Below are 23,100 nucleotides of genomic sequence, written 5' to 3' on the forward strand. Positions count from 1 at the left end.
GTCCCACCGCCGGCTCAGGCATGGCTCAGTGGCAGGCTGAAATAGAAGGTGCTGCCCTGGTCGACCACGCTGCTGTAGCCGATCTGCCCGTGCATGCGTTCCACCAGGGTCTTGCAGATACTCAGGCCGAGGCCGGTGCCGCCGCGCCGGCGGCTGTCGGATGCATCGGCCTGGGCGAATTTCTGGAAGATGCGCGGGCGGAACTCGTCGGGAATACCGGGGCCGTGATCGCGCACCTGGATGCGCACGCTGGCATCGACGATTGCCGCCGAGATATCGACCTGCTGCTGCGGTTCCGAGAACTTCACCGCATTGGCGATCAGGTTGCTCAGCACTTGTTGCAGGCGCAGGGTGTCGACCTCGACCATCACCTGGGCGGGCAGTGCGCTGTCGTCCAGCTGCAGCCGAACCTGGAAGGCGTCGGCATAGCCCAGGTTGTGCGCCAGCGCCTCGTGCAGCAGTGGCCGCAGGTCGGTGCAGCTGAGGTTGATGCCGGCCTGACCGAACTCGAGCTTCTCGACATCGAGAATGTCGTTGACCAGGCAGACCAGGCGCTCCGAATTGCTCTGCGCGATCCTGACCAGGTCATGGACCTGCGGCGGTAGTTCGCCGACCGCGCCCGCGCCGAGCAGGCCGAGCGAGCCCTTGATCGAGGTCAGCGGCGTGCGCAGCTCATGGCTGACGGTGGCGATGAATTCGCTTTTCAGACGCTCGACCCGCTTGCGTTCGCCGATATCATGCAGCATGCAGATGTACAGGCGGCGTCCGGGCAGCTCATAGCTGCCGAGGCTGATTTCCAGCTCCAGTTGTTGGTTGCAGGCATGGCTGCCACTGACTTCACGGGCACGCCCGAGCTGCGCCTGCAGGGTCGCCGCGCTGCACCCGTGCAGCGCCGGAATCAGCCGGCCGATAGGCTGCCCGGCCAGTTCTTCGATCCGGTAGCCGAACAAGTCCGCACTGGCCGGGTTGGCCCGTTCGATCAGGCCCTGCTGATCGAAGATCAGGATGCCTTCGGCGGCATGTTCCAGGATGGCACTCAGCTCCAGGGTGCGTTGTTCGACCTGGCGCCTGACCTGCTCGGCGCGCCCGGTGATGGTCAGCAGGAGCCCGCCGAGCAGGCTGCACAATACCAGTCCGCCGGCCAGCACGGCCCAGGATTGCAGGCTGCGTTGCTCGAGCAGAAACGCCTCGCTGGGCGCTATCTCGATGCGCAGCCTGCGCCCGCCCTGGTCCCAGTCTTCCTGCCAGACCAGTGGCTGGGCATAGGCCGGCAAGGCGGCCAGATCCTGGCCATACAGGGGCATGGGATCGGGCTCGCTGATGTCGCTAAGGCGCAGGTGGAAGTCCTGCCTCGGGTAGTTGCCGAGCGCGAAGTCGACCAGCTGGTCGGTCCGGATCACGGCGACGGCGTAGCCCCTTAGCTGGCGGCGGCGCTCGACCAGCTCGGCAGGCGGCTGGTGGCTGCGGTACAGGGGGTAGAACAGCAGGACGCCGGGTTGCTGGCGATCATCCTGAACCAGGCCGATCGGCGCAGTCATTGCCGCCGTGGCGTTGTCGCGCGCGCGCTCCAGGGCGGCGCGGCGGGTCGGGTCGGAGGCGACGTCGTAGCCCACAGCCGGCGCATTGCTGGCAAAGGGCTCGATAAAGGTGACCGGGACGTAGCTGCCGCGCTGCTCTGCCGGTAGCAGGGCGCCGAGGCTGTCGCGCTGGCGGATCTGGAAGTCGGCAAAGCCGGCGGCGGCCATCTCGCTTTCATAGGCCGATCGCTGGTCTGCGCTGACCCGGGCATTCCAGCTCAGGGCCAGAATGCCCGGATAGGCGATGGGCAAGCGCCCGACGAAGGTCGCGAACTCGTCGCGGCTGACCTGTTGCGAGGCCGCGAACAGGCGCTCGATCGACTGCAGCGCCCGGTTGTACAGCTCGAAGCGGAACTTCAGGGTCGCGGCCATCATCTTCGCCTGCTCGTGGGTGCGCAGACGCAAATTGTCCTGCTCCGCCGTGCCGGCACGGATGAAGATCAGCACCATGATGGCGCAGCTGACCAGCAGCGGCAGGCCGACGCTGGTCGCCCGACTGCGCCAGAGCGCACGCGGTTCGGCGAACAGGATAAACATCAGGGGCGTGGCGATCAGCACGCCGATGCAGTCGCCGACCCACCAGGTCCACCAGCTGAAGGAAACCTGTGCGCCACTGATGGCCTGGCCGGCGTAAAGCACCCCAACGCCGGCGCTGGCGCTGATCAGGCAGGCCAGCGGGCCGCCGAGCATCAGCAGCAGGAAAATGCTGCGTTCGGTATCGAGCGGGGTCGGAAAGCCGACGAAGCGGCGGATCAGCCAGGCGCCGATCAGGCTCTGCACGGACGTGCCCAGGGCGATCCCCATGGCGATCAGCAGGCCCTTCAGGCTGAGGTGTTCAAAGCCGCTGAAGCCGATGCTGAGGTTGAGCAGAGTCGAGCCGAGGAACACCCCGGCAAGCATCGGGTAACCCCAGATCAGCACCGCCGCCAGGGCGATGCCCACCGGCGGGAAGATGGCGCTGGCAAAACCGGGGGGAATGGCCAGCATCAGCGCCAGATGGCCGGACACGGCATAGGCGAGGGCGAGCAGCAATACCCGGGCCGGCAGGCCTGTCGCGAAGGCGGGAAGGGATAGCATGCAGTAGTCGGCTCCGCAGCATGGGGCAACCGCGATGTGCTGGCGCCTGGTTGAGGCAGCAGCGCACGCCACTTGAGCAGGGTCGCCGGTGGCACAGGGTTCACGGGGGAGTGGGTCCAGCCTGGCGGCGGGATCCTGACGATGGGCCATGCGGGTCCCGGCCTCGTCCGCAGGATAGTTTCATTGGCGTGTCGGCGGAAGGGCAATAATGTGCTGGGCGCATCATTCAGCCATTGCGGGCTCGCTACACTGCTCCAGGGATTGTTTGGCACTACGCGCCCTGGCGATTGCCAAGGGTGCTTGGTCAGACGCTTGTTTGAGTGGCGGGCGCAGCCGCCTCGGCTGTGGCAAACTCTACGTTTTGCGCTGGGCCGATCAGTGGGATTGCCCGGCAGTGTCCAGCATCTTGTGCCTATGGCCAGCCGCCACAGGCGTCAGCATAATCGTCCGCTCCTTGCGGCAACGTGGATAGAGGAATGACCGTGCATAACGTCGTCATCAGCGGTACCGGCCTGTACACCCCGGCCAACAGCATTTCCAATGATGAGCTGGTGGCGTCTTTCAACGCCTACGTCGAGCAGTTCAATGCCGATAACGCCGCGAAGATCGCCAGCGGCGAGGTCGAGGCCCTGACCGAATCGAGCAGCGCCTTCATCGAGCGCGCCTCGGGGATCAAGAGTCGCTTCGTGGTGGACAAGGAGGGCATTCTCGACCCGCAGCGCATGGTGCCGCGGATCCCCGAGCGGTCCAACGAACAGTGGGGCATTCTCTGCGAGATGGCCATCGCGGCAGCGGGCGAAGCCCTGGCCCGCGCCGGCAAGAGCGTAGCGGACATCGACGGGGTGATTGTCGCCTGCTCCAACCTGCAGCGCGCCTACCCGGCGGTGGCCATCGAAGTGCAGGCGGCCCTGGGTATTCAGGGCTTCGGTTACGACATGAACGTGGCATGCTCCTCGGCCACCTTCGGCATCCAGGCGGCGGCCAACAGCGTCCAGCTAGGTCAGGCGCGGGCGATCCTGATGGTCAACCCGGAGATCTGCACCGGCCACCTGAACTTCCGCGACCGTGACAGTCACTTCATCTTTGGCGATGCCTGCACCGCGGTGGTCATCGAGCGCGCCGACCAGGCTACTTCTGCGCACCAGTTCGATATCGTCAGCACCAAGCTGATTACCCAGTTCAGCAATAACATCCGCAACAACTTCGGCTTCCTCAACCGGGCCGCGGAAGAGGGCATTGGCGCACCGGACAAGCTGTTCGTCCAGGAAGGCCGCAAGGTGTTCAAGGAAGTCTGTCCGATGGTGGCCGAGCTGATTGCCGCGCACCTGGCGGAGAATCAGCTGAACGTGGCCGACGTCAAACGCTTCTGGCTGCACCAGGCCAACCTCAACATGAACCTGTTGATCGCGCGCAAGCTGCTCGGCCGCGATGCCGAGCCACAGGAGGCGCCGGTGATTCTCGATACCTACGCCAACACCAGTTCGGCCGGCTCGGTGATCGCCCTGCACAAGCACCAGGACGATCTGCCCAGTGGCGCGCTGGGTGTGCTCAGCTCGTTTGGCGCCGGTTACTCGATCGGCAGCGTCATTCTGCGTAAGACATAATGCAGTATCCGGCCGATAGTGCCCTGCTCAGCCGGCTGCTGGCCGGCGAGCAGAAGGCCTTCCGCGAACTGGTCGCCACCTATCAGGGCGCGATGCGCGCGGTGGCGTTCGCCATCGTCGGCAGTCGCAATGCCGACGAGGTGGTACAGGATGCCTGGCTCGCGGTGGTGCGCAGTCTGGATGGCTTCCAGGGACGATCCAGCCTCAAGACCTGGTTGCTGACTATCACCGCCAACACCGCCAAGACCCGCCTCAAGCAAAACCGCCGGGAGGTGCTGCTGGACGATCTGCCGGGACCCCATGGTTCGGTGGGCGAGGAGCGTTTCAGCGACGATGGCCACTGGCTACTGGAGCCCTACGCCTGGCACCAGGACACCCCGGAGGCACTGCTCGCCGAGCAGGAGCTGCGCGAATGCCTGGAGAAGACCCTGACCAGCCTCTCGGAACTGCAGGGCAGCGTGCTGCTGCTGCGCGAGCGCCAGGGCCTGGAACTTGAGGAAATCTGTAATCTTTTGGAGATATCGCTCTCCAATGTCCGGGTGTTGCTGCATAGGGCACGGTTGAAGGTGTTCGCCACCCTGGAACATTTCGAGGAGACCGGCCAATGCTGAGTTGTAAGGAACTGGTGGCGAACTCCAGCGATTTTCTGGACAGTCAGTTGAATCTAAGGCAGCGCTTGGCGGTGCGCATGCATTTGGCCATGTGCTACCGCTGTCGGCGTTTCATCCGGCAGATGCGCCTGAGCCAGCGGGTATTGCGCGCACTGCCAGAGCAGGCCATCCCCGAACTGGAGGAGCTTTCGGCACGGCTGGCCGAACAGCGCCGCCTGCAGCGCTGAGCGCCGTAGCTGGATCGCTCAGGATGCAGCCATTTCCAGCGTGCCGCCGCCTGGCGCCGCGTGCGCTTGCGCCTATGCTAAACGGACTCGTCTTATCTCGATCCGGGAGGCCAGGATGCCGATGATTGCCAACCACGATGCCTGGTTTGCCAACCTCCAGGCGCTTGCCGATGACCGATTTCCCAAACGCTGCCGCAGCTGTGGTCGCGAGTATGCCAGCGAGGCCGACTACTTCCAGCAGACCCAGGCGATTCGCCCCGATATCACCGGGCTCAAGGCCGTCGACGACGACGAAGGACCGCTGGTCGAAGTCTTCCGCAACTGCGTGTGCGGCTCCACCTTGCTGGTGAACTGCGCTTCGCGACGAGACCATTCGGCGTACGGGGACCGCCAGCGGCTGTTGTTCGACGACCTGCTGGTCTATCTGGTGCGCCATGGCGTCGAGCGGGCGCTGGCGCGACGCGAGCTGCGGCGGGTGGCCGGCGGTGAGCGTAGCGAGATGCTGGAGGCCTGGTACGCCCAGATCGCCGTCCAGAGTAAACAGCCCAAGCGCTGAATCCGTTGCTTCCCCTCCGGGCGCCTGCGCAGCAAGTCTCTGGCGGCGTGCAGCGGTGCGGCCTATAGCGCCTTGCGCCTTGGCAGGGCGACGCTTCACAGGCTATCCGCCGCTTGCTATGCGAGCCCACAAATCAACGCTGAAGGCCAATGAGGTTATGGGCGCTGCCCCGTGCTAGAGCGCTCCGTCGCTTATAGTCAATCGAAGTAAAAAAGTTCCCATGTCACAAAACATTTATATATCAGCAATCGCCGTGAAATAACCCGCCGCCAAGATCCCCACCAGCACGAACGAGCGCGAACGCTCGGGTGTTTTCAACACTTAAAGTCCATTAGGGGAATCTTCGATGATCCGTAAGCACTTCGCCGGTTTCGCAGCCAGCGCCCTGACTCTGGCCGTTTCCGCCCAGGCTTTCGCCGGCACCGTCACCACCGACGGCACCGATATCGTGATCAAGACCAAGGGCGGCCTGGAAGTCGCTACCACCGACAAGTCCTTCGGCTTCAAGCTGGGTGGTCGCCTGCAGGCCGACTTCGACAGCTTCGATGGCCTCTACACCGCCAATGGCAATCGTGGCGACGAGCCCTATTTCCGCCGCGCCTACATCGAGCTCAGCGGCGTCGCCTACCAGGACTTCAAGTACGCCCTCAACGTGGACTTCGCTGCCGACAACGGTAACAGCAAGGTGGACGAGGCTTCCATCGCCTACACCGGCTTCAGCCCACTGACCCTCAAGGTCGGTCGCTTCGATCCGGACTTCGGCCTGGAAAAAGCCACCAGCTCCAAGTGGATCACCACCATCGAGCGCTCTGCGATCTATGACCTGGCCGACTGGGTCAACGACAAATCCGATGGCATGGGCGTTCAAGTATCCGGCATGACTGCCGGTATGGTCTACGGCTCGGCCGGTTACTTCCACCGCGAAGGCACCGAGAACGAGGATGCTGACGGCCAGTCCAACGGCGGCTTCAACCTGCGTGGCGTGATTGCCCCCATGGCCGAGCCGGGTAACGTGCTGCACTTCGGTCTGAACTATGCCCAGCGTGAAGTGGAAGACTTCGACGGCCGTGTGCGTTCGCGTATGAACGTGCGTGGCATGACCGAAAACGGCAAGAACAAGCAGGACCGCATCATCTTCGCTCCCGGCGTGGCTGGTCAGTTCGACGGCGACAGCGCCTGGGGCGCCGAATTCGCCTATGCCATGGGCCCGTTCTCGGTGCAGAGCGAATACCTGGTGCGCGACATCGATGCCAAGTCCGGCTCGGCACGCGGCGATCGTGAAGCCACCGGCTACAATGTGCAGCTGGCCTACACCCTGACCGGCGAAGCGCGCGGTTACAAGCTGGACGGCGCCAAGTTCGATGCCATCAAGCCGACCAACAAGCAGACCGGCGCCTGGGAACTGGTGTACCGCTACGACAACCTGCAAGCCGAGGAAAGCGGCTTCACCGACACCGAAGGCAAATTGCACACCCTGGGTGTGAACTGGTATGCCAACGAGTCGGTCAAGGTCGCCGCCAACTACATCAAGGCCAAGGTCGACAATACCTCCAACGCCAACGGCGACGACGATGGCGACGCCATTAGCCTGCGCGTGCAGTACGTGTTCTAAGCAGGTAGCCGCCTACTATAACGATCACTGCTCCCTTGAAGCCCCGCCCCGAGCGGGGCTTTTTTTCGTCCGCAGAAACGGCCAGACTGCGGCCATGCCTATCGTCAGCCTGTCACGCCTCGCCGAGCTCGATGCCAACCTCTGGGATGCCCTGCATGGGAGCGAGCAACCACTGCTGCGGCACGCTTTTCTTGGCGCCCTGGAAGACAGTGGCAGCGTCGGCTCCGGCAGCGGCTGGCGGCCGGCCCATAGGTTGTGGCTGGATGACCATGGGCGACCGCTGGCGGCGCTGCCGGCCTATCTCAAGCAGCATTCCTATGGCGAGTACGTGTTCGACCACGGCTGGGCCGACGCCTGCCTGCGCGCCGGTATCGCCTATTACCCCAAGTTGCTTGGTGCGGTTCCCTTCTCCCCGGTCGGCGGTCCGCGCCTGCTGGGCGATGCGCAGGCGGCGGCGCAGCTACTCGACGAGCTGACCGGGAGTCTGGAGCAACAGGGGCTGTCGGGGTTGCACATCAATTTCACCGATCCGGCCGCCGATGCGCTGCTGCGTGGGCGTGACGGCTGGCTGGAGCGACTCGGCTGTCAGTTCCACTGGCGCAACCCCGGCTACCGGGACTTTCAGGATTTCCTCGATACCCTGAGTTCGCGCAAGCGCAAGCAGATCCGCAAGGAGCGCGAGCAGGTGGCAGGGCAGGGCATCGACTTCGCCTGGCGTCGGGGCGATGAGCTGAATGAGGCCGAGTGGGACTTCGTTTACCAGTGCTACGCCAACACCTATCGGGTGCGGGGTCAGGCGCCCTACCTGAACCGGGCGTTCTTCAGCCTGCTGGCCGAGCGCATGCCCGAGGCGCTGCGCCTGGTGCTGGCGCGCCAGAACGGTCGGGCGGTGGCCATGGCCTTCAGTCTGGTCGGCGGCGGCAGCCTGTACGGGCGTTACTGGGGCTGCCTGGCCGAGTTCGACCGCCTGCATTTCGAGACCTGCTTCTACCAGGGCATGGACTACGCGATCGCCCATGGCTTGCAACGCTTCGACGCCGGAGCCCAGGGCGAGCACAAATTGATCCGCGGCTTCGAGCCGGTGCTGACCCGTTCCTGGCACTACCTCTGTCATCCGGGGTTGCGCACGGCAGTGGCGGACTTTCTCCAGCAGGAGCGGGCCGGGGTGCGCGATTACGCCGAGCGGGCGCGGGCGCTGTTGCCCTATCGGCAGGGCGCTCAATGAAAAACGCCCGGCGCCTGGAGGGGCGTCGGGCGTGGAGTCTCGGCGAAGCAGCGGTTCAGCGTTTGTACTTGGCCTGAAACTTCTCGATCAGCGCGAGCGGCTTGCTCTCTTCCTTGATCATGCCGTAGACGACCCGCTCGCCGTTCGGCCCGGAGCCGATCTCGGTGTGGCGGAAGATCGGCTCGCGCAGGCTGATGGTGTCGATCATGTCACCGTAGCGCTGGAACACATAGATCACGCCATCCTGGCGGATCTCGCCATAGAACGGAAAGGCCGGCACCAGGCTGACAGTGAGGAACTGGTAGGCGGCAATCTGCTCCAGCGGCTTGCCTTGATCCTCGGCGCGCAGGGCGAGGATGACCGCCTGGCCATACTTGTCCTTCTGCTCCAGGTCTTTCAGGTAGGGCGCCTTGCCGGTTGCGAGAAAATCGCGGAATACCTGGTAGTCGTCGAACACGTAGAGTTCGTTGTCGGTACGGACCTGGTACCAGTCATCGTTGTTCGGAGCGGCGGCGCTCTTCGCGGGGCTGACGGGGTGCTGGCTGCAGGCGCTGATGGAGGCAGCGAGCAGGGCCAGGACGACGGGTTTGAGCATGGAACGTAGTGGCATGGTGAGACTCCTCCTTAGGGTGGCGGAGAATCTGCCTGAGCGCCGTTACGCTTCGATGACGAATTTATGAGTCTTGAGTGACGGCGGTGGAACGATGCGGGCCTCTGGGGCCCGCCGCTCTGTACTGCGGGTTAGAGGCGCTTGGCCTCAATGATCAGCACCGGCTTGAGCGGCACGTTCTGGTAGCCGCCGCGGTTGCCGGTGGGCACCTGGGCGATCTTGTCGACCACTTCCATGCCGCGCACCACCTTGCCGAATACCGCATAGCCGAAGTCGCGGCTGCCGTGGTCGAGGAAGTCGTTGTCCTTGTGATTGATGAAGAACTGGCTGGTGGCCGAGTCGCGCACCTGGGTGCGGGCCATGGCGATGGTGCCACGCACGTTGTGCAGACCGTTGTCGGCCTCGTTCTTGATCGGCGCGCGGGTCTGCTTCTGTTGCAGATCGGCGTCGAAACCGCCGCCCTGGACCATGAAGCCGGGGATCACCCGATGGAACTGGGTGCCGGCGTAGTAGCCGCTGTCCACGTAGCCGAGGAAGTTGTCCACGCTGACCGGCGCTTTCTCCGCGTCCAGTTCGATCTCGATGTCACCGAGGCTGGTGGTCAGCAGCACCTTGGGTTTTTCCGCGGCCAGCAGGCTGCTGGCGAAGACGAGAGTACAGGCGGCGAGGGCAAGTTTTTTCAGCATGCTTGTCGATCCTTGTTGGGGGAAGTGGCAGCAGCCTGCTCGACTTCGTCGAGAAAGGCCAGCAGGGCGCTATTGAAACATTCCGGTTGATCCAGTGGCGTGGCGTGGCGCGAGTCCTCGATCACCAGCAGGCGCGCATTGGGCAGCTCGCGAACATAGGCCTGCTTCTGCGCCACCGGGGTGTAGTCGTGGTCGGCGCCGATCACCAGGGTAGGACAGGTAATGCGCCCCAGGCGTTCCCGCACGCCCCAGCCGATGATGGCGTCGAGGCTGGCCAGGTAGGCGCGCTTGTCGTTCTGCAGCCAGCGCTGCTCGATCTTGCGCCGCAATTCGGCCTGCTCGGGCTTGGGAAACAGCAGCCGGCCCAGGCCCTTGGCGATGGTCTCCAGGCTGAGCAGGCGCGACAGGCTCCAGCGCTTGGCGATCTCCAGGCAGTCGCCGAAGCTCCTGGCCTTGACCTCCGGCCCGCTGTTGACGATGCACAGGCTCTTGAGCAACTGCGGATGGTCGACGCCGATCTGGAAGCCGACCATCCCGCCCATGGAGATGCCGACCAGATGCACCGGGCCGAGGGCCAGGTGCTCGATCAGGGCCGCCACGTCTGCGGCGAAGCCGGCGATGCTGTAGCGCTCGCGGGGCTTGTCGGAGCGGCCGTGGCCGCGCAGGTCGAGGGCGATCACCCGGTAGCGCCTGGCCAGCGCGGCGATCTGGTATTCCCAGTCGCGGGTGCTGGAGCCCAGGCCGTGGACCAGCACGACAGGCGCGCCCTGGCCGAACTGTTCGTAGTGCAGCTGGCAACCATCGTTGTCGAAGAAGGACATGCCGATTCCTTGTGCGCTATGTCGGGCTCCCGCTGAGCGAGGCCAGGCGTCCGGAGAGGGCCTCCATGGCCTCGCTGACCTGGCTCAGCGCCTGGGCGTCGCGGGCATTATCCTCGCTGATGGCGTGAATGCGAACCGCCAATTCGTTGATTTCCTGGGTGACATGGCTTTGCTGCTGGGCGGCGACGGCGATTTGCTGGGCGCGCTGGGAGATGTCCTCGAAGCTGGTCACCGTGCTCGACAGCGCCTCGGCGGCGCCTTCGGCCTCGCCCACCGCATGTTCGGTGCGCGCCTCGCCGGCCTGCATGGCCTGCACCGCCTGGCGCGAGGCCTGTTGCAGGGTGGCGATCATGGTGCCGATCTCGTTGGCCGAGGATTGGGTCTTGCCGGCCAGGGTGCGCACCTCGTCGGCTACCACGGCGAAGCCGCGGCCCTGCTCGCCGGCCCGCGCCGCCTCGATGGCGGCATTGAGGGCGAGCAGATTGGTCTGCTCGGAGATCGCCTTGATCACATCCAGCACCGCGCCGACCTGCTGGCTGTCCTGTTCGAGGCGGGTGATGACCTGGGCGGCGCCGGCGATTTCGCCAGAAAGGGCCTGGATCGACTGGCTGTTGGCCGACACCTTGAGTTGACCCTGCTGGACGATGCCCAGTGACTGCTGGGCGGTCTGGGCGCAGTCGTTGGTGTTGCTCGCCACCTCCTGGGCGCTGCAGGACATCTCGGTGATGGCCGCGGCCAGCTGGGTGTTCTCCTGGCGCTGTTGCTCGGCGCGTCCGGCCAGGGTGTGGCTGAGCTTGGCCAGCTGAGTGGCCTCGGTCTGCAGGCGCTGGGCCTCGCCGGCGATGGTCTGCAGCATGGCGCGCAACTGACCCGCGTAGCGGTTGACCGCCGCGCGCAGGGCGCCTATCTCATCGGCCCGTTCGATGTGCAGGGCGCCGCCGTCATGCCCCTGGCCCTGGCCGAGGGCGTCGATCTGGGCGGTGGTTTCTTCCAGCTGGGCGATCAACTTGTGCCCGGCCAGCCAGGCGAAGAACAACAGCAGGGCCAGCAGTGGCAACAGGAACAGCAGGATCTCCCAGGTCAGGGCGCGGGCCAGGCCGGTGACGCGCTCCTGCGGGGTGACCAGGCCGATCGTCCAGCCGCTGCCGGGCATGCTGAACAGGCTGACGCGGCTGGGCTGTTGTAGCTGGCCGTCGTCGTCCAGATCGAGGTTGCGCACCTCGCCGGCTGGCGCAGGCCTGGCCAGCGCGGCGGCGACCGGCGCAAGCCAGGGCTGGTTCGTGCTCAATTTCTGGAACGACAGCATATCGCCGGCGGACGCGCGCTCGGCGCCGGGGAAATACAGCACGTTGCCGGCCTGGTCGAGGGCGAAGGCATAGCCGCCGGTGACCCCGCCCTGGGCGCCGAGAAACTTGCCCAGGTCATCCAGGCGCAGGTCGAGGGTGGCGACCCCGGCGAAGCGGCCGCCCTGCTGGTAGGGCACACTGCAGGTGACCATCGGCACGCCGGTCACCGGGTCCTGATACGCCTCCGACCACAGGCAGCGACCGGCCGCGCTGCTGCGGGCACCGCTGTACCAGGCGTCATTGTGGTAGCCGGGGCCGTCCGCCGCGTTGTAGTCGTCGGAGTACTCCAGGGCGCCGGCACTGCCGCGTGCCCAGAAGAAGCTGCGCCGCGCCACGCCCTCGCTGAAGGCATTCGGCTCCGGCCAGATGCCGCCGCCGGCGATGGCGGCATCGCCTTGGTTGTCGATCAGGTTGGGCAGGCTGGCCCTGTAGAGCGCCTCGTCCTTGGGCAGCACTTCGGCCAGGTGGGCCAGGCTGGCGGTCACGCCTTCGATCCCGGCCAGTTGCAGGGCCAGTTGGCGGACAATGGCGCTGCCAGTCTGTTCGATCAGCTGTGAGCTGGTGGCCACCACCCGCGGCTGCCCGCGCAGGGCCATCACGGCGAAGACCGCCAGGGCGGTGAGCAGCAGGAGCAGCAGGCTGCCCAGGGTCAGGCGTTGCGACAGGCGAACGGGCATGAGAGGCATAGGGGCTCCGGCATTCCGGGTGGTCGATCACTCGCTATCGTCCCCGCTGTCGCGCACTTGAGTTCACTGGTCGGAAAGTCCGAGCGACCAGCGGGCGCTCTCGCTAGCGTTCGGCCTAGCCGCTGCGCAGCAGTTCGACCAGTATCTGGGTGGCCGGGCCGAGCGGCTTGTCCTTGTTCGAATACAGGAAGAACACCGGATTGCGCCGTGCGCCCTGGTCCAGCGGCAGCGGCTTGAGCAGGCCATCCTTGAGTTCGCGTTCGATCAGGTGGCGTGGCAGCCAGGCGAAGCCCAGGCCACTGCTGACGAAGCTGGCGGCGGTGGCCAGGCTGCCGACCGTCCAGCGTTGCTCGGCACCGAGCCAACCGACGTCGCGCGGTTGTTGGCGGCCGGAGTCGCGGATGACCACCTGCATCTGGGTTTCCAGGTCTTGAAAGCTCAGCTCGCGCTGCAGCCGGTGCAGCGGGTGATCGGGGTGGGCGACGGCGATGAATTCCACCGTGCCCAGTTCCGTGCCGAGAAAGCCGAGAATGTTCAGACTGCTGATGGCCAGGTCGGCCGTGCCTTCCTTGAGTACTTCCTCGACCCCCGAGAGGACTTCCTCGCGCAGGCGTACACGGCAGCCACGGCTTTGGGGCATGAAGGCGGTGAGGGCATGAACCAGGCGGGCATTGGGGTAGGCGGCATCGACCACCAGGCGCACCTCGGCTTCCCAGCCTTGCTCCATGTGATGGGCGAGGTCTTCCAGCTGACTGGCCTGCTTGACCAGTTGCCGCGAGCGCCGCAGCAGCACGTCGCCGGCCTCGGTCAGTACCGCCTTGCGCCCGTCGATGCGCAGCAGCAGCATGCCGAGTTGTTCCTGCATGCGGGCGACCGTGTAGCTGACCGAGGACTGCGAGCGGTGCAGTACCTCGGCGGCCTGGGCGAAACCACCCTGGTCGACCACCGCTTGCAGCGTGCGCCATTGATCCAGGGTTACGCGGGGCGCTTTCATTATCCTCTCCCATTCACGCGAGTCGCCGGGTGCACACGGCGGCGAACACCCCCTAAACTGGCAGCCCCCTGTCGGAGACCACCCCATGAAAAAACTCTGTTGCGCGCTGATCGCCCTGCTGCCGCTAGGCGCTTTCGCCTACCCGATCGAGCTGGAAAAACAGCTCAATGGCGCCGAAGTCTCTGCCTCCACGCAGGAGGTCGATCACAACATCGGGGCGATCCAGCTCTATAACTATGGCCAGAGTGGCGCGCAGTGCACCGCCGTATTTCGTAATGGTCCGGAAGCGCCGCGCACCCGCAAAGCGGCCCTGCAGGCCGGGCAAAGCGCCACCCTGTCGATCAAGTTCGCCCGCAGTATCATCAAGCTGCGCGTGCAGCTGACCTGTGGCCTGCAATAGAGCGAAGCGTCCGCTGTTGCCTGCATTCTGAGCCTAATGGCGGGGAGGCAATAAATCAACTTTGTCGATTGATTGGAGCGGATTATTGCGCTTTTTAATCGAGTTATGTCTCTCTATTCTCTGCCCATCGATGCTCAACAACCCCTCGATGGAGTAGCAAACATGGCTCAAGTACTGGTAATCGAAAGCAGCGCCCGTCAACAGGGTTCGGTCTCGCGCCAACTCACCGAGCAGTTTATCAACCGCTGGCAGGTCGCCCATCCGGACGACCGGATCAGCGTCCGCGACCTGGCCGTCGAGCAGGTGCCGCACCTGGACGCCAACCTGCTCGGTGGCTGGATGACCCCGGCCGAGCAGCAGAGCGAGGCCGAGCAGGCTGCGCTGGCGCTGTCCAACCGGCTGACCGACGAGTTGCTGGCCGCCGACGTGCTGGTGTTGGCCGCGCCCATGTACAACTTCGCCATTCCCAGCACCCTGAAGGCCTGGCTCGACCATGTGCTGCGCGCCGGCGTCACCTTCAAGTACACCGAGAACGGCCCGCAGGGCCTGCTCGGCGGCAAGCGTGCCTTCGTTCTGACTGCCCGCGGCGGCATCTATGCCGGCGGCAGCATGGATCATCAGGAGCCCTACCTGCGCCAGGCCCTGGGCTTCATCGGCATTCACGACGTCAGCTTCATCCATGCCGAGGGGCTCAACCTGGGCGGCGAGCACAGCGAGCAAGGCCTGGCCGTGGCCAAGGCGCAATTGGCTCAAGTGGCCTAATATTCAAATAGCAGGACCCTTCACTTCGCGCGCCCTCGCTCCTGGGTGCGCAACTGCCCGGTCAGCCGCTCCCCTGGTTGGCCGGGCCTTTTTTTGCCTGCCGCCGGTTAATTGGGGCCTTTGAGGCAAGTGAAAGGCCGCTGGCGCTCGCCAGCGTGAGGGCGCGATTGTTCAAAGTCCCCATGACGCGTTAAGGTCGCCGCCCTGGTGCGAGGTGGCCATGCGTTATCTAGTGTTCGTGACCCTGTTGTGGGCCTTTTCATTCAGTCTGATCGGCGAGTACCTGGCCGGCCAGGTCGACAGTTATTTTGCCGTGCTGACCCGGGTGCTGATCGCCGGGCTGGTGTTCCTGCCGCTGACCCGCTGGCGCGGCGTGTCGCCGGCCTTCGTGCGCGGCATGCTGCTGATCGGTGCGCTGCAGTTTGGCGTCACCTACGTCTGCCTGTACCTGAGTTTTAGCGTGCTCAGCGTGCCCGAGGTGCTGTTGTTCACCGTGCTCACGCCGCTGCACGTGACCCTGATCGAGGACGTGTTCAACCGCCGCTTCAATCCCTGGGCCTTGCTCGCGGCGCTGATTGCGGTGGCCGGGGCCGGGCTGATCCGCTACGAGCCGGTCGGGGCGGACTTCTACCTCGGCTTCTTTCTGCTGCAGATCGCCAACGCGACCTTCGCCGCCGGCCAGGTGTGCTACAAGCACCTGCTGGCTCGGTATCCCTCGAGCATTGCCCAGCATCGGCGCTTCGGCTACTTCTACCTGGGTGCGCTGGCGGTCGCCCTGCCAGCTTTCCTGCTGTTCGGTGACGGGTCGCGACTGCCTGCCACGGCCCTGCAGTGGGGCGTGCTGGTCTGGCTGGGGCTGGCGGCCTCGGGACTGGGGCTGTACTGGTGGAACAAGGGCGCCGGCCTGGTCGATGGCGGCACCCTGGCGGTGATGAACAATGCGCTGGTGCCGGCCGGCCTGCTGGTCAACCTGCTGCTGTGGAATCGCGACGCCGATCTGTGGCGACTGAGCCTGGGCGGTGCGGTGATTGGTGCGTCCTTGTGCCTGACCCGGCTCGGCGCGGCGCCAGCAGCCCAGGCGGTGGCGAGATGATTTTGTCCGGGCGCGGCGTGGCCCTGTCGCTGCTGGCCTCGGCGCTGTTCGCCCTGATCCCCGGCTATGTCCAGCAATTGCAGCCACTGGACGGGATACAGGTGTTCGCCCAGCGGGTGCTCTGGTCGATACCGGTGATTCTGCTGCTGGTCGCGCTGAGCCGCCAGTGGACGGTCCTGTTCGCGGTGTTCGGGCGCCTGCGCCAGGAGCCCTTGTTGTTGGCGGCCCTGCCGCTGTCGGCGCTGCTGATCGGCGTGCAGTGGGGATTGTTCGTCTGGGCGCCGCTGGCCGGGCGCATGCTGGATGTGTCGCTGGGCTACTTTCTTTTGCCGCTGGCGATGGTGCTGGCCGGCCGGGTGTTCTATGGCGAGCGCTTGCGGCCGCTGGTGAAGGTGGCTGTGGCGTGCGCAGTCGTTGGCGTGCTGCATGAGCTGTGGCTGACCCGGGCGTTTTCCTGGGTGACCCTGGTCACGGCCCTGGGCTATCCGCCGTACTTCATGCTGCGACGCTGGATGCGCCTGGATGCCCTATCTGGATTCATTCTGGAGATGCTGATGCTGGCGCCCCTGGCTCTGTGGTTGATCGTCGCCTGGGGGACGCCGGGGGTGTTCGATCAGGCGCCGCAGCTGTGGTGGCTGTTGCCAGGTCTGGGCCTGCTCGGCACCCTGGCCTTCGCCGCGATGATGGCGTCCAGCCGGCTGTTGCCGATGGGGCTGTTCGGCATTCTCAGCTATGTCGAGCCGGTGCTGCTGTTCGCCGTGTCGCTGGTGTTTCTCGGCGAGCAGTTCAACCCGGCGCAATGGATGACCTATCTGCCGATCTGGCTGGCGGTGATCCTGGTCGGCTGGGACAGTGCGCGCCTGCTGCACAAGCAGGCGCGCCGCATCTAGCCGAAGCCGTCGATGAGCACTCAGTCCAGCAGGTTGCGCAGCACCTCGTAGACGATCCCGGTGGCGACGGCCACCAGCACCACGTCGGTGCCGACTCGTTTCCACTCGTAGCCATCGTAGTGCGGCAGTTGGCTGGCCACGCGGCCGTCGAAGTTCTTGGCGATGCCGGGTGGCAGCGGCTTGCCGCGTGCCAGGTTCTTGGCGATGCCCGGCGGCAAGGTGCTGGTCTGGCCGATCTCCTGGCGGTGGTCGCCAAGGACGATGCGCACCCGGCCGATATCGATGGATGGTCCGTTGAGCTGCACCTGCAGCTCGCTGTCGTGACCGCCGGCGTGCTTGTCCGCCTTGTCGTGCTTCGGGGCGGCGAGTGTGCTCTGTGTCGCCAGGGCGAGGGCCAGGCCGGAACACAGCAGCAGGGTGCGGGAAGTTTGGGGCATAGCGTTCTCCAGAGCCTCGAGGGGGGGCGTGCTGATTGGAGCGCGCTTGGCCGGTTTGGTTCAAGGGGGCGGGCGTTCATTCTGGGTACTGGCACAAACAAATTCGGCTGCGGCGCTGGAAACCGTTACGCTATGCAGCTGATTTTTTGTTCACCGTCGAGGTTGTCCCCGTGTTTGCCCAATTCGCCCTGCATGAACGCCTGCTGAAAGCCGTGGCCGAGCTTAACTTTACCGAGCCGACCCCGGTGCAGGTGGCGGCCATTCCGCCGGCACTGCAGGGGCGAGACTTGCGGGTGATCGCCCAGACCGGCAGTGGCAAGACCGCCGCCTTCGTGCTGCCGATGCTCAATCGCCTGCTCGGCGATGGCACCTCCAAGGCGCGCATGAGCCTGCGTGCGGTGATTCTGCTACCGACCCGCGAGCTGGCCCAGCAGACCCTGAAGGAAGTCGAGCGTTTCTCCCAGTTCACCTTTCTCAAGGCCGGGCTGATCACCGGTGGCGAGGACTTCAAGTCGCAGGCGGCCATGCTGCGCCGGGTGGATATCCTGATCGGTACGCCGGGCCGGCTGATCGAGCACGCCAACGCCGGCAACCTGCCGCTCGACGAGGTCGAGGTGCTGGTACTCGACGAGGCCGACCGCATGCTCGACATGGGCTTCGCCGAAGACGTGCAGCGCCTGGCCGAAGCCTGCTCGGGGCCGCACCAGACCCTGCTGTTCTCCGCCACCAGCGGTGGCTCCGGGCTGCGCGAGATGGTCGCCAAGGTGCTCAAGGAGCCGCAGCACCTGCAGCTCAATGCGGTCAGCCAGCTCAACGAAGGCACCCGCCAGCAGATCATCACCGCCGATCACAACTACCACAAGGAGCAGCTGGTCGACTGGCTGCTGGCCAATGAGACCTACGAGAAGGCGATCATCTTCACCAACACCCGGGTCCAGGCCGACCGTCTCTACGGCAAGCTGGTCGCCCGCGAGTTCAAGGTGTTCGTGCTCCACGGCGAGAAGGACCAGAAGGACCGCAAGCTGGCGATCGACCGCCTCAAGCAGGGCGCGGTAAAGATTCTGGTGGCCACCGACGTGGCGGCCCGCGGCCTGGATGTCGACGGCCTGGACCTGGTGATCAACTTCGACATGCCACGCTCGGGTGACGAGTACGTGCACCGCATCGGCCGTACCGGCCGCGCCGGTGGCGAGGGGCTGGCGATCTCGCTGATCTGTCACAACGACTGGAACCTGATGTCGAGCATCGAGCGCTACCTCAAGCAGCGTTTCGAGCGGCGCACCATCAAGGAGCTGAAGGGTAGCTACCAGGGGCCGAAGAACCTCAAGGCGTCCGGCAAAGCCGCCGGCACCAAGAAGAAAAAGACCGACGTCAAGACCGGCAAGAAGGCTGGCGCGAAGAAACCGGCGGCCAAGTCGCCGAGCAAGCGCAATACCGCCAACAAACCGAAGAGCGAGGCACCGGCCTTGGTCAGCCAGGATGGCCTGGCGCCGCTGAAGCGGCGCAAGCCGGCGGCGGAGTAGCTCGGAGTCCGCCCGCCCGCAGGCGGGCGGATAGCCTAGCCGGGGGTTACTTGGGCACGATCAGGATCTTGCCGCCGCGCTCGCCGCTGGCGGCCGCGGCCACTGCTTCCTTGATCTGACTGACATCGTAGGTAGCCGCGACCCGGGTGTGCAGCTTGCCGCTGGCAATCAGCTGGGTCAGCTCGCCGAATACCTTCATCTGCTCGGCCGGGGTCGCGTTCTGAAACCACTTGGCCAGCCAGAAACCGCGCAAGGTGACGTCGCGGAATACGAAGGAGGCGGGTGATACCTGGCAGGGCTGACGGCTCATCATGCCGTAGTTGACCAGCACACCCCCTTCGCAGAGGCTGGCGGCCAGGTGGTCGGTGGCTTCGCCGCCGACCGCGTCTATCCCCAGGCGCACCTTGGCACCGCCGGTAGCGGCGTGCACGCGCTTGGCCAGGTCGGGGCCGTCGACCAGCACCACATCGCCACCTTCCGCCTCGACGCCGGCCACGGCCGATTCACGCCTCACCACGTTGATGGTCTTGAAGCCACGCAGCTTGGCCAGCTGAATCAGGTAGCTGCCGACCCCCGAGTTGGCTGCGTTCTGGATCACCCAGTCACCCGGCTGGAGGTCGACGAACTGGCTGAGCATCAGCGAGGCGGTCGGCGGGTTGACGGTCATCATCGCCAGCTGCTGCGGGTCGCCTTCCGGCAGCGGGATGAGCTTGTTGGCCGGCGCGTTGAGGTGGCTGACCCAGGTGCCGCAACCGACCGGCAGCAACACCAGCTGGCCGACCTTCAGGTTGCTGACCTCGGCGCCCAGCTGCTCGACGCGGCCGACGCCTTCGTTGCCGCCGATCGCCGGCAAGGGCGGCAGCATGCCGTATTCGCCGGTCAGTGTGAGCACGTCGGAGGGGTTGATCGGCGCGGCCAGTACCTTGACGCGCACCTGGTCGGCAGCGGGCGCCGGCAGCTGCAGGTCGACGGCGGCGATTACATCTTGCGGCACCGGGCCGCGATGCTGATATTCGGCTTTGAGCATGAGCTTCTCCAGGTCGATGGTGGGGTGGCGCTCAGTCTAGACCCGTGTCGCCAAGAGGCGACGAATTACCCGCTATTACCCTGGGTGATGCCCGTGGTCGACATGCACGTCCCCGCCGGGCACTTCGGGAGGCTAATCTGCAGGTGTCGCTGCTTGGCGGGCGCCAAGTTTGGCGATCGGGGCACGGCGGCCAGCAGGCCCAGGCACGACCACGGGGCCGGCCGGTGAAGGTAGTCGCAGCGATCGCTGGCGGCCGGCAAGGAGGTGTCGATGTGGCATAGCAGAGCGCGGTGGGTCTTGGGCGTGGCAGTGCTGATATTGCTGGCGCCGGCGGCCGGCCAGGCGCGCGAATACCCGAGCGAGTTGGGCACTGTGCAGGTCACGACCCTGTTGACGGGCCTGGAGCATCCCTGGAGCCTGGCGTTCTTGCCGGATCGACAGTCCCTGTTGCTTACCGAGCGGCCGGGGCGCTTGCGTCTGGCGACGCTTGAGGGCGAGTTGTCCGAGCCTATTGTCGGCGTACCCAAGGTATTCGCCCGCGGCCAGGGTGGACTGCTGGATGTCGCGCTTTCCCCGGACTTCGCCCGCGATCGTTGGGTCTACCTGGCCTACGCCGAGCGCCGCGACGGGCCGAATGCCGGGACCGCAGTCGGACGTGGCAGGCTGTCGGCCGACAACCGTCGCCTCGACGACTTCGAGGTGATCTTCCGCCAGCAGCCGAAGCTGTCCACCGGCGTGCATTTCGGCTCGCGACTGGTGTTCGACCGCAGCGGCCATCTGTTTATCACCCTCGGCGAGAATAACCAGCGTCCCACCGCCCAGGCGCTGGACAAGCTGCAGGGCAAGGTCGTGCGTCTGCGGCGCGATGGTCGCGTGCCGAGCGACAACCCCTTTGTCGGCCAACCCGGCGCCCGCCCGGAAGTCTGGTCCTATGGCCATCGCAACCCGCAGGGCGCGGCGCTCAATCCGTGGACCGGGCAGCTGTGGATTCATGAGCACGGCCCGCGTGGTGGCGATGAGATCAATATCCCGCGGGCCGGCAGGAATTACGGCTGGCCAATCGCCACCCATGGAATCGACTATACGTTTCTGCCGATTCCCGAGGCCCGCGGCAAGGTGGTTCCCGGTACCGAGCCGCCGCACTATGTGTGGGCGAAGTCACCGGCCATCAGTGGTATGGCGTTCTATGACGCCGAGCGCTTTGCACCCTGGCAGCACAGCCTGTTTATCGGCGCTTTGGCCGGGCGTGCCTTGATCCGCCTGAGCCTGTCTGGCGATGAGGTGGTGCACGAGGAGCGCCTGCTGGAATCGCTGGCTGCGCGCATACGCGACGTGCGCCAGGGCCCCGATGGCTACCTCTACCTGCTGACCGACTCAGACAACGGCCGGCTGTTGCGCCTGGGCCTGCAGCCGAAGTGACGGGCTGCCACGACATGAGGTGATCGCGGTGAAGAGGTCGGGGGGGTGCCCTTGATTCGGGCGAATCGGGCGGGAGTGGTTGACCCAGCGCTTTGTCGAAGGCAAAGCGCTGCAGGGCAAGGGCGGCAGTGGCTTACTTCTTGCCGATGGTGATCTGCTTGGAGGTACCGTATACCTGGCCGCTGACACCCTTGGCGATCTGCTGAATTTCACCGCCGGCGCTCAGGAATGCGGCGATCTGCGCATCGATCGAGGCGCTGGTTTCGACAGCGGGAGCGGGTTTCGGTTTGCTGTTGGAGGCTTTTACGCGCATGACGACCATTAACCTATATATAAATTAATTTGACCGCCGATTGTACGTCAATTGCTTGACAATTGCTTGATAAATAATGCTCGACCGCGCTCGTTGGGGGCGCGAAAAAACCTTGCAGGCACCAGCTCGATTCTCGCACAGCTTTAATAAGCCCTTGTTTTATCAGGTGCTCATGCAGGCTTTGGTGGGCGTCCTAGCCTGCGCCGGCGCGCCGATTCCCGTTGGTCGGATCGGCTCTGTGGCATGGTGCTTGGCCCTCTACAGCGAGAAAGTCAGTCGCCTTCTCGGGTAGAATGACGGCCTGGTAACGAGGGTAGGGCAGCATGGCGCTTATTGGACGCATGAATTGTTTGCAAGTCGTGAAACACACCGACTTTGGTTTGTATCTGGATGGTGGCGCCGACGGTGAAATATTGTTGCCCAAGCGTTATATCCCCAAGGATTCGCCGAGTGAGGTGGAAGACTGGCTGAATGTATTTATTTATCTGGATAGCGACGACAAGTTAATTGCCACTACGGAAAAACCGAAAGTTCAGGTGGGTGAATTTGCCAGCCTGAAAGTAGTGGATATCAATCGCGTCGGTTTGTTTCTCAATTGGGGGCTGCCCAAGGACCTGTTGTTGCCCCACTCGGAGGAAAAGCGTCCGCTGCAGGTGGGCGACTACTGCGTGGTCTACGTTTTTGTCGACAAGCGCAGCAAGCGGATTACCGCCACGGCGCGCCTGGATCGTTACCTGGACAAGCTGCCGCCCACCTACAAGGTCGGCCAGGAAGTCGATCTGCTGGTGGTCGAGGCGACCGATATGGGCTTCAAGGCGATCATCAATGGCCAGCACTGGGGCCTGATCCACAAGAACGAGCTGTTCAAGTTTCTGCGCAGTGGCATGCAGGAGAAAGGTTATATCCGGGAGGTGCGCGCCGACGGCAAGATTAGCCTGAGTTTGCAGCCTGTCGGGCAGGATGCCGCCACTGGCCTCGGCGAACAGATCATCGCCAAGCTGCGCGAGCACCACGGCACCCTGCCGCTCAGTGACAAGAGTTCGCCGGAGGCCATCAGTGCGCTGCTGAGTGTTAGCAAGGGCAACTTCAAGAAAGCCATTGGCGGCCTGTACAAGCAGGGGCGGATAGTGATCCATGCCGACCGCATCGAGTTGGCGGACGACTGAGCGGTGCTGCGCCCGGGAATTGCAAAACCAGCTTGAGCGACCGCCCACTCCCATGAATAATGCGCAGGCTGCGTGCCGTTGTAGCTCAGTTGGTAGAGCACGTCATTCGTAAGTAGAGGGTCACCCTCCGAGAACCCCAGCAAATCGGGGCTCTTTGGTTAGTTTGATTCGGTTAAGAAGGTTATAGTAAGGTTTCGCCGGTGTAGCTCAGTTGGTAGAGCGGCGCATTCGTAATGCGAAGGTCGTAGGTTCGACTCCTATCTCCGGCACCAGATAGCAAAAGGCCACCTCAGAGAGGTGGCCTTTTTTTTGGCTATGTCCCAATGATGTGTTGCAAGAACTAATCTGAAAGGCAGGCATCCGCTCGGGAGGTCTGCCGCTCATGGATACTCAAGCCTTTCACCACTGGCTGGCTCAACTAGGCCAGCTCAGCCCCCA

At 64.7% G+C, this 23,100-nt stretch carries 22 protein-coding genes, 1 tRNA gene and 1 pseudogene; 14 read left to right on the top strand and 10 right to left on the bottom strand.

The genetic code is table 11. The features are described from left to right. Positions 1–14: 14 nt before the first annotated feature. Positions 15–2,654: a CHASE domain-containing protein gene (locus AB5S05_RS19155; RefSeq protein WP_369289124.1), complete on the bottom strand. Its 2,640-nt coding sequence runs from the start codon at positions 2,652–2,654 to the stop codon at positions 15–17. A 482-nt stretch (positions 2,655–3,136) separates the two neighbouring features. Between AB5S05_RS19155 and AB5S05_RS19160 the strand changes: the two genes are divergently transcribed. From AB5S05_RS19160 to AB5S05_RS19185, 6 genes are all read left to right on the top strand, one after another. After that, positions 3,137–4,258 (top strand): beta-ketoacyl-ACP synthase III, encoded by a 1,122-nt coding sequence (locus AB5S05_RS19160; protein ID WP_369289147.1) that lies wholly within the window; start codon positions 3,137–3,139, stop codon positions 4,256–4,258. Continuing rightward, positions 4,258–4,869 (top strand): RNA polymerase sigma factor, encoded by a 612-nt coding sequence (locus tag AB5S05_RS19165; RefSeq protein ID WP_369289125.1) that lies wholly within the window; start codon positions 4,258–4,260, stop codon positions 4,867–4,869. Before AB5S05_RS19160 ends, AB5S05_RS19165 begins: the two co-directional genes overlap by 1 nt. Further along, a complete protein-coding gene (locus AB5S05_RS19170) occupies positions 4,863–5,096 on the top strand; it encodes an anti-sigma factor family protein (protein ID WP_369289126.1) in 234 nt (77 codons plus the stop codon). Before AB5S05_RS19165 ends, AB5S05_RS19170 begins: the two co-directional genes overlap by 7 nt. Positions 5,097–5,211: 115 nt before the next feature. Then, positions 5,212–5,652, top strand: a complete 441-nt coding sequence (locus AB5S05_RS19175; RefSeq protein WP_369289127.1) for a hypothetical protein — start codon at positions 5,212–5,214, stop codon at positions 5,650–5,652. Positions 5,653–5,998: 346 nt separating this feature from the next. Beyond that, positions 5,999–7,264, top strand: coding sequence for an OprO/OprP family phosphate-selective porin (locus AB5S05_RS19180; RefSeq protein WP_369289128.1), 1,266 nt, complete (start codon positions 5,999–6,001; stop codon positions 7,262–7,264). Positions 7,265–7,358: 94 nt separating this feature from the next. Continuing rightward, entirely contained in the window at positions 7,359–8,489 is a 1,131-nt protein-coding gene (locus AB5S05_RS19185) for a GNAT family N-acetyltransferase (protein WP_369289129.1), read from the top strand. A 55-nt stretch (positions 8,490–8,544) separates the two neighbouring features. On the opposite strand, the gene AB5S05_RS19190 is transcribed toward AB5S05_RS19185, so the two are convergent. The 6 genes and pseudogenes from AB5S05_RS19190 to AB5S05_RS19210 form a co-directional block, all read right to left on the bottom strand. Then, complete coding sequence (locus AB5S05_RS19190; protein ID WP_369289130.1) at positions 8,545–9,099, bottom strand: hypothetical protein; 555 nt, start codon at positions 9,097–9,099, stop codon at positions 8,545–8,547. 131 nt (positions 9,100–9,230) lie between these two features. Then, a complete protein-coding gene (locus tag AB5S05_RS19195; protein WP_369289131.1) occupies positions 9,231–9,785 on the bottom strand; it encodes a peptidylprolyl isomerase in 555 nt (184 codons plus the stop codon). Then, on the bottom strand, positions 9,779–10,606 hold the full coding sequence (locus tag AB5S05_RS19200) for an alpha/beta fold hydrolase (protein ID WP_369289132.1): 828 nt from the start codon (positions 10,604–10,606) through the stop codon (positions 9,779–9,781). The genes AB5S05_RS19195 and AB5S05_RS19200 overlap by 7 nt, the downstream gene beginning before the upstream one ends. Before the next feature lie 16 nt (positions 10,607–10,622). After that, positions 10,623–11,912, bottom strand: coding sequence for a methyl-accepting chemotaxis protein (locus AB5S05_RS22250; RefSeq protein ID WP_500181112.1), 1,290 nt, complete (start codon positions 11,910–11,912; stop codon positions 10,623–10,625). A 120-nt stretch (positions 11,913–12,032) separates the two neighbouring features. Beyond that, a pseudogene (locus AB5S05_RS22255) lies at positions 12,033–12,638 on the bottom strand (cache domain-containing protein); the annotation flags it as partial. 115 nt (positions 12,639–12,753) lie between these two features. After that, entirely contained in the window at positions 12,754–13,632 is an 879-nt protein-coding gene (locus AB5S05_RS19210; RefSeq protein ID WP_369289134.1) for a PA3225 family LysR-type transcriptional regulator, read from the bottom strand. A gap of 85 nt (positions 13,633–13,717) precedes the next feature. On the opposite strand from AB5S05_RS19210, the gene AB5S05_RS19215 reads away from it, so the two are divergent. The 4 genes from AB5S05_RS19215 (at position 13,718) to rarD (ending at position 16,777) form a co-directional block, all read left to right on the top strand. Continuing rightward, positions 13,718–14,032, top strand: a complete 315-nt coding sequence (locus AB5S05_RS19215) for a 3-phosphoglycerate kinase (protein ID WP_369289135.1) — start codon at positions 13,718–13,720, stop codon at positions 14,030–14,032. Between the two features lie 162 nt (positions 14,033–14,194). Next, on the top strand, positions 14,195–14,794 hold the full coding sequence (locus tag AB5S05_RS19220; RefSeq protein ID WP_369289136.1) for an FMN-dependent NADH-azoreductase: 600 nt from the start codon (positions 14,195–14,197) through the stop codon (positions 14,792–14,794). A 220-nt stretch (positions 14,795–15,014) separates the two neighbouring features. After that, complete coding sequence (locus AB5S05_RS19225; protein ID WP_369289137.1) at positions 15,015–15,887, top strand: carboxylate/amino acid/amine transporter; 873 nt, start codon at positions 15,015–15,017, stop codon at positions 15,885–15,887. Beyond that, positions 15,884–16,777 carry an EamA family transporter RarD gene (gene rarD, locus AB5S05_RS19230; RefSeq protein ID WP_369289138.1) on the top strand — a complete coding sequence of 298 codons (894 nt, stop codon included), beginning with the start codon at positions 15,884–15,886 and terminating at the stop codon, positions 16,775–16,777. The genes AB5S05_RS19225 and rarD overlap by 4 nt, the downstream gene beginning before the upstream one ends. 20 nt (positions 16,778–16,797) lie before the next feature. On the opposite strand, the gene AB5S05_RS19235 is transcribed toward rarD, so the two are convergent. Continuing rightward, positions 16,798–17,214, bottom strand: coding sequence for an anti-virulence regulator CigR family protein (locus AB5S05_RS19235; protein WP_369289139.1), 417 nt, complete (start codon positions 17,212–17,214; stop codon positions 16,798–16,800). A gap of 170 nt (positions 17,215–17,384) precedes the next feature. Between AB5S05_RS19235 and AB5S05_RS19240 the strand changes: the two genes are divergently transcribed. After that, positions 17,385–18,737, top strand: a complete 1,353-nt coding sequence (locus tag AB5S05_RS19240) for a DEAD/DEAH box helicase (protein ID WP_369289140.1) — start codon at positions 17,385–17,387, stop codon at positions 18,735–18,737. A gap of 46 nt (positions 18,738–18,783) precedes the next feature. Here the strand turns inward: AB5S05_RS19240 and AB5S05_RS19245 are convergent, their stop codons facing one another. Next, complete coding sequence (locus tag AB5S05_RS19245; RefSeq protein ID WP_369289141.1) at positions 18,784–19,764, bottom strand: zinc-dependent alcohol dehydrogenase family protein; 981 nt, start codon at positions 19,762–19,764, stop codon at positions 18,784–18,786. Positions 19,765–20,034: 270 nt separating this feature from the next. On the opposite strand from AB5S05_RS19245, the gene AB5S05_RS19250 reads away from it, so the two are divergent. Beyond that, positions 20,035–21,183 carry a PQQ-dependent sugar dehydrogenase gene (locus AB5S05_RS19250; protein ID WP_369289142.1) on the top strand — a complete coding sequence of 383 codons (1,149 nt, stop codon included), beginning with the start codon at positions 20,035–20,037 and terminating at the stop codon, positions 21,181–21,183. A gap of 133 nt (positions 21,184–21,316) precedes the next feature. On the opposite strand, the gene AB5S05_RS19255 is transcribed toward AB5S05_RS19250, so the two are convergent. Beyond that, a complete protein-coding gene (locus AB5S05_RS19255) occupies positions 21,317–21,505 on the bottom strand; it encodes a PFL_1563 family small protein (protein WP_369289143.1) in 189 nt (62 codons plus the stop codon). Between the two features lie 314 nt (positions 21,506–21,819). Here AB5S05_RS19255 and AB5S05_RS19260 point away from each other — a divergent pair, with 314 nt between their 5' ends. Further along, entirely contained in the window at positions 21,820–22,662 is an 843-nt protein-coding gene (locus tag AB5S05_RS19260) for a CvfB family protein (RefSeq protein WP_369289144.1), read from the top strand. Positions 22,663–22,858: 196 nt separating this feature from the next. Beyond that, positions 22,859–22,934 (top strand) — tRNA-Thr (locus tag AB5S05_RS19265). The last annotated feature ends 166 nt before the right edge of the window (positions 22,935–23,100 follow it).

This window comes from Pseudomonas zhanjiangensis (assembly GCF_041027545.1).
Classification (GTDB): domain Bacteria; phylum Pseudomonadota; class Gammaproteobacteria; order Pseudomonadales; family Pseudomonadaceae; genus Aquipseudomonas; species Aquipseudomonas zhanjiangensis.

Bases quoted from the DNA above. Each gene is read 5' to 3' on its own strand.
- AB5S05_RS19235 (WP_369289139.1), bottom strand. From the start codon at position 17,214: ATGCCCCAAACTTCCCGCACCCTGCTGCTGTGTTCCGGCCTGGCCCTC.
- AB5S05_RS19245 (WP_369289141.1), bottom strand. From the start codon at position 19,764: ATGCTCAAAGCCGAATATCAGCATCGCGGCCCGGTGCCGCAAGATGTA.
- AB5S05_RS19220 (WP_369289136.1), top strand. From the start codon at position 14,195: ATGGCTCAAGTACTGGTAATCGAAAGCAGCGCCCGTCAACAGGGTTCG.
- AB5S05_RS19200 (WP_369289132.1), bottom strand. From the start codon at position 10,606: ATGTCCTTCTTCGACAACGATGGTTGCCAGCTGCACTACGAACAGTTC.
- AB5S05_RS19260 (WP_369289144.1), top strand. From the start codon at position 21,820: ATGGCGCTTATTGGACGCATGAATTGTTTGCAAGTCGTGAAACACACC.
- AB5S05_RS19195 (WP_369289131.1), bottom strand. From the start codon at position 9,785: ATGCTGAAAAAACTTGCCCTCGCCGCCTGTACTCTCGTCTTCGCCAGC.
- AB5S05_RS19190 (WP_369289130.1), bottom strand. From the start codon at position 9,099: ATGCCACTACGTTCCATGCTCAAACCCGTCGTCCTGGCCCTGCTCGCT.
- AB5S05_RS19175 (WP_369289127.1), top strand. From the start codon at position 5,212: ATGCCGATGATTGCCAACCACGATGCCTGGTTTGCCAACCTCCAGGCG.
- AB5S05_RS19210 (WP_369289134.1), bottom strand. From the start codon at position 13,632: ATGAAAGCGCCCCGCGTAACCCTGGATCAATGGCGCACGCTGCAAGCG.
- AB5S05_RS19250 (WP_369289142.1), top strand. From the start codon at position 20,035: ATGTGGCATAGCAGAGCGCGGTGGGTCTTGGGCGTGGCAGTGCTGATA.
- AB5S05_RS22250 (WP_500181112.1), bottom strand. From the start codon at position 11,912: ATGCTGTCGTTCCAGAAATTGAGCACGAACCAGCCCTGGCTTGCGCCG.
- AB5S05_RS19185 (WP_369289129.1), top strand. From the start codon at position 7,359: ATGCCTATCGTCAGCCTGTCACGCCTCGCCGAGCTCGATGCCAACCTC.
- AB5S05_RS19170 (WP_369289126.1), top strand. From the start codon at position 4,863: ATGCTGAGTTGTAAGGAACTGGTGGCGAACTCCAGCGATTTTCTGGAC.
- AB5S05_RS19225 (WP_369289137.1), top strand. From the start codon at position 15,015: ATGCGTTATCTAGTGTTCGTGACCCTGTTGTGGGCCTTTTCATTCAGT.
- AB5S05_RS19180 (WP_369289128.1), top strand. From the start codon at position 5,999: ATGATCCGTAAGCACTTCGCCGGTTTCGCAGCCAGCGCCCTGACTCTG.
- AB5S05_RS19165 (WP_369289125.1), top strand. From the start codon at position 4,258: ATGCAGTATCCGGCCGATAGTGCCCTGCTCAGCCGGCTGCTGGCCGGC.
- AB5S05_RS19215 (WP_369289135.1), top strand. From the start codon at position 13,718: ATGAAAAAACTCTGTTGCGCGCTGATCGCCCTGCTGCCGCTAGGCGCT.
- AB5S05_RS19155 (WP_369289124.1), bottom strand. From the start codon at position 2,654: ATGCTATCCCTTCCCGCCTTCGCGACAGGCCTGCCGGCCCGGGTATTG.
- AB5S05_RS19255 (WP_369289143.1), bottom strand. From the start codon at position 21,505: ATGGTCGTCATGCGCGTAAAAGCCTCCAACAGCAAACCGAAACCCGCT.
- rarD (WP_369289138.1), top strand. From the start codon at position 15,884: ATGATTTTGTCCGGGCGCGGCGTGGCCCTGTCGCTGCTGGCCTCGGCG.